At 73.9% G+C, this 4,423-nt stretch carries 3 protein-coding genes and 1 pseudogene; all 4 read left to right on the top strand.

Going from position 1 to position 4,423, the window contains the following annotated elements:
* Positions 1–10 precede the first annotated feature (10 nt).
* Positions 11–751, top strand: a pseudogene (locus tag AC1DCG_RS24875) (ABC transporter ATP-binding protein); the annotation flags it as partial.
* A gap of 98 nt (positions 752–849) precedes the next feature.
* Positions 850–1,608 (top strand): ABC transporter permease, encoded by a 759-nt coding sequence (locus AC1DCG_RS24870; protein ID WP_477029080.1) that lies wholly within the window; start codon positions 850–852, stop codon positions 1,606–1,608.
* 290 nt (positions 1,609–1,898) lie between these two features.
* The gene (locus AC1DCG_RS24865; RefSeq protein WP_477029081.1) at positions 1,899–2,669 is read left to right on the top strand and encodes a hypothetical protein; all 771 of its coding nucleotides are present in this window, start codon (positions 1,899–1,901) and stop codon (positions 2,667–2,669) included.
* Positions 2,669–3,760: a DUF2336 domain-containing protein gene (locus tag AC1DCG_RS24860; protein ID WP_477029082.1), complete on the top strand. Its 1,092-nt coding sequence runs from the start codon at positions 2,669–2,671 to the stop codon at positions 3,758–3,760. Before AC1DCG_RS24865 ends, AC1DCG_RS24860 begins: the two co-directional genes overlap by 1 nt.
* The last annotated feature ends 663 nt before the right edge of the window (positions 3,761–4,423 follow it).

The following is a 4,423-nucleotide window of genomic DNA, read 5'->3' as shown; positions in this document are numbered from 1 at the left end:
GGGAGGAGCAATGAGCATCGCCTCTCTCCAGGCCGTCGAGGTCGACTATCCGCGCGGCCGGGCCCTGGGGCCGGTCGACCTGGCGCTGGCCGCCGGCGAGGTGGTGGCGCTGGTCGGGCCGTCGGGGTGCGGCAAGTCGACGGCGCTGCGACTGCTGGCCGGGCTGGAGCAGCCCACGCGCGGAACCGTGAGCCGCGCGGCCGGCAAGGGCGAGACCTCGGTGGTGTTCCAGGCCCCCACCCTGGCGCCGTGGATGAGCGCCGCGGCCAATGTCGCCCTGCCGCTGGAGCTGGCCGGCATGCAGAAGGCGCAGGCCCGGGCCAAGGCGCGCGAGGCCCTGGCCAAGGTCGGGCTGGACGGCGCCCAGGACGCCCGCCCCGCCCAGCTGTCGGGCGGCATGGCCATGCGGGCCTCGCTGGCCCGGGCGCTGGTCACGGCTCCGCGCCTGCTGCTGCTGGACGAGCCCTTCGCGGCCCTGGACGAGATCACCCGCCGCGCGCTGGCCGACGACGTGCTGGCCCTTTGCGAGGCGTTGTCGCCGGCCGTGGTGTTCGTCACCCACAATGTCGAGGAGGCCGTCTACATGGCCGGCCGCGTGGTGGTGCTGACGCCGGGACCGGGCGTAGTGGCCGGCGAGGTCGTGGTCGAGGGGCCGCTGGTGCGGCCGGCGGGGTTCCGCACCACCGCGGCGTTCCGCCAGACGGTGGAGGCGGTTTCCGCGCTGCTGGCGCGGCCCCCTCAGTCGGCTTCGCCGACAGCTCCCCCAGCGGGGGAGCATCCTGGCGCCGGTGCTTCCGGATCCTCCCCCGCTGGGGGAGGTGGCCCGAAGGGCCGGAGGAGGCTCGCACCATGACCCGCCGCCTCGCCCCCATCCTGTTCGTGGCCTTCCTGCTGGCCGCCTGGGAAGGCGCCTGCCGCGTGCTGCACGTGCCGGCCTACCTGCTGCCGGCCCCGTCGCAGATCGCCGGCGCGCTGGTCGAGGCCGGACCCCTGCTGGCGCTCAGCGCCTGGGGCACGCTGTCGACGGCGCTGGCGGGGCTGGCGCTGGCGGCGCTGGTCGCCCTGGCCCTGGCGTTCGGCGCGGCGCTGAGGCCGATCGTCGAGGACGCCTTCGCCCCCGTGGCGGCCGTGCTGCAGGTGACGCCGGTGATCGCCATAGCGCCGCTGGTGACCATCTGGGCCGGCATCGAGCATCCGGGCCGGGCGGTGACCGCGCTGGCCGCCGTGATCGCCTTCTTTCCGATCTATTCGGGCGCCGTCGCCGGGCTGAAGGCGGCCGACCCCGACCTGTCGCGCCTGTTCGACCTGCATGGCGCCAGCGGCTGGCAGCGGCTGTGGCGCCTGCGCCTGCCCTCGGCCCTGCCGGCGATCCTGGAGGGCCTGAAGGTGGCCGCGGGCCTCGCCCTGGTCGGCGCGGTGGCGGCCGAGTTCGTGGCCGGCTCGGGATCAAGCCAGGGCCTGGCCTGGCGGATGCTGGAAAGCTTCAACCGCCTGCAGACCGCGCGCGGCTTCGCGGCCCTGGCCGTGCTGGCGGCCATGGGCGTGGCCCTGCACGCGGCCCTCGGCGCGGCCGAGGCGCGGCTGCTGGCCTGGTGGCGGGGGCGGTAGGGAATTCCCTCTCTCCAACCTTGAAGCCCGTCATTCCCGCCCTCGTGGCGGGAAACCCTCTATCCACCGCAGGATCGGGAGGGGCGGCGCGCCGGGCGCGCCGCTTGCACTTCACATACGAGCTGAACCAGGGCTTCCCGCCACGAGGGCGGGAATGACGGGAAGAAAAGAAGAGGCTCCCGCCGTCCGGCCAAACGTCGCATCCCCGACCTTTCGCACGGCGCCGTTAGGCGGCGATTAAGCGGCTTCGGCTAAGGGTTGCAGACTGACAAGACTCCGTCCGGACCGGCATGCGCCTCGTTCTGTCCCTGCTGCTGCTCGCCAGCGTCGCCGTTCCGGCGCACGCCGACGACGTGCGCGAAAGCCGCTACGGGCCGCGCAGCCCGCGCGCCCAGGCCGCCGCCTCGGCCTATCGCGGGCCGATGCTGGGTTGGGCCGGCAAGGTGGAGGCGCCCGCAACGCCCGCTGCCGCCGATACCTCTTCCCGCGCCGCCGAACGCCCCGCGCCGATGGCCGCCTGGGCCGGCTACGCCAACGCCCCGCCTGCGCAGCAGGTCCAGCCGCCCCAGCCGCGCTACGTTCCGCAAGGCCCTGCGCAGCCCCAGCAGCCGCCGCAGCAGGGCGCCCTGCCGACCAGCCTCTACAGCCCGCCGGTCGCGTCCGCCCCGATCGCGCCCGCCGCGCCGCGCGTCTATCCGTCGAACGAACTGGCCGGCGGCCCCCCGCCCGTCCAGGCTCAGCCGCGCCCGGCCCCGGCCCCAGCGCAGGTCGCCGCCGCGCCGGCCTACGCCAATCCCCGCGCCGCCGAGGGCCTGGCGCCGCGCACCTATTCGGTCGGCCGGATGTTCGGCCTGACGCCGGACCAGATCGCCGCCCCCGGCCCGCCCAACACGGTGCTGATGGCGGTCGACCCGGCCGCCGTGGCCACCGCGCCCGCCGACGACGAGCCCCAGCACGGCTCGGCCGACTGGCTGGCGGAGGCCGCCCGGGACGCCGGCCGCGACACCTCGACCTCGGCGTCGCGCAAGAAGAAGACCACCGCCCAGGAGAGCGATTTCTGATGCTGCAATCGCGGCTGCATGACCTGATCGCCCTGGCCGACGAGCCGTCGAGCGCCAAGCGCCGCGAGCTGCTGCGGGGGGTGACCGACCTGTTCTTCACCGGCGACGACCACGGCGCGGTGGAGATGGGCCTGTTCGACCAGGTGATGGGCCAGCTGGCCGGCGAGATGGAAGAGGCCGTGCGCGTCGAGCTGGCCGAGCGCCTGGGCCAGTCGGCCACGCCGCCGCCCAGCCTGGTGCGCAACCTGGCCGCCGACAGCATCGCCGTGGCCCGCCCGATCCTGACCGGCGCGACCCCGCTGTCGGACGCTGACCTGCTGCACGTGGCCCAGACCCAGGGCCAGGAGCACCTGCGGGCGATCTCCAGCCGGGCGCACGTGCCCAGCGCCGTCTCCGACGCCATCGTCGCGCGCGGCGACGACGACACCCTGGGCGTGCTGATCCGCAACGAGGGCGCGCAGCTGTCGCGCCAGGCCCATGAGACGGTGGTCGACCGCGCCCAGGCCAACCCGGCCCTGCATGAGGCGGTGATCGACCGCCAGAGCCTGCCGATCGACCTGCTCAACGAGATGTACTTCGTGGCCGAGGCGCGGCTGCGCGACCGGATCATGGCCCGCAACGAAAGCGTCGACCCGGCGGTGCTGGAGGCGGCCCTGGCCGCCGGCCGCAACCGCCTGGCCGCCCGCGACGGCGCCCTGCCGGCCGACTATGACGGCGCCATGCACGAGCTTGGCCTGATCAAGGCCCGCGGGCGCATCACGCCCCAGGCCCTGGCCAGCATGCTGCGCGCCCGGCAGACGACCCTGTTCCTCTGCGCCCTGTCGGACATGGCCGACATCGACTTCCACACCGCCCGCAAGATCCTCGAGCGCAAGGAGCTCGACGGCCTGGCCGTGGTCTGCAGGGCGGCCGACTTCGACCGCGCCCTGTTCCTGACCTTCGCGCTGCTGATCCTGGACCCGTCCGACGAGGTGATGGGCAAGGCCAAGGCGTACGGCGAGCTCTACGCCGCCCTGCCCCGCGAAAGCGCCCTGCGCACCATCCGCTTCTGGCGCCTGCGCCGCACGACGGGCGCGGTGGCGGCGGCTTAAACACCCCTCTCCATTCCCTCACGACCGTCATCCCGGCCGTAGCGCGGAAAGCCGGGTGCTGGCGGCCGGCGCAGGGCGTCGGTGGGTGCCTAGGGTCTGGATTCAACTGATCCGCCCTACAGCCGAGCCTTTTCGACCACTTATGATCTTGTCATCCCGGCCGTAGCGAAGCGGAGCGCCGGGATCTCCCACCGTTTCCGAACCTGCAGACGTGGGGGATCCCGGCTCTACGGACCGCTGACGCGCTCCTTCGGCCGGGATGACAAGTCTCTTGGCCCTTTCAATTGAGTACGGCCGCCGGACGCTGAACCCTGGCGCGGCGCCCCGTCCCCTGGGTCCCGGATAAGCGCTGCGCGCTTTCCGGGATGACGAGCGGAGGTTTGCTTGCAGTCGCTGAAACCTCTCACCCTCCCGCGCCTGCGGCGCGGGCCCCTCCCTCTCTCGAAGAGAGAGGGATCAGGAGAACGAAAAAGGGGAGCGCCTTGCGACGCTCCCCCCTCCGGCCCTACGGGCCACCTCCCCCAGAGGGGGAGGATCGTTCGATCGAGCCCTAGAACTCTTCCCAGCTGTCCACCGCCAGGGCGGCCGAGCCTTGGCTGGCGAAGGCGGCGGCGCGGGCCTGGGCGGCGCGGGCGGGGCTGGCGGCCGGGCGCGAGGCCGGGG

The organism is Caulobacter sp. 10L414, assembly GCF_056395525.1.
The sequence above is the reverse complement of the archived record's forward strand: the minus strand, read 5'-3'. Positions and strand labels throughout refer to the sequence as shown.

Coding starts and splice junctions, on each gene's coding strand:
- AC1DCG_RS24870 (WP_477029080.1), top strand. CDS start 850: ATGACCCGCCGCCTCGCCCCCATCCTGTTCGTGGCCTTCCTGCTGGCC.
- AC1DCG_RS24865 (WP_477029081.1), top strand. CDS start 1,899: ATGCGCCTCGTTCTGTCCCTGCTGCTGCTCGCCAGCGTCGCCGTTCCG.
- AC1DCG_RS24860 (WP_477029082.1), top strand. CDS start 2,669: ATGCTGCAATCGCGGCTGCATGACCTGATCGCCCTGGCCGACGAGCCG.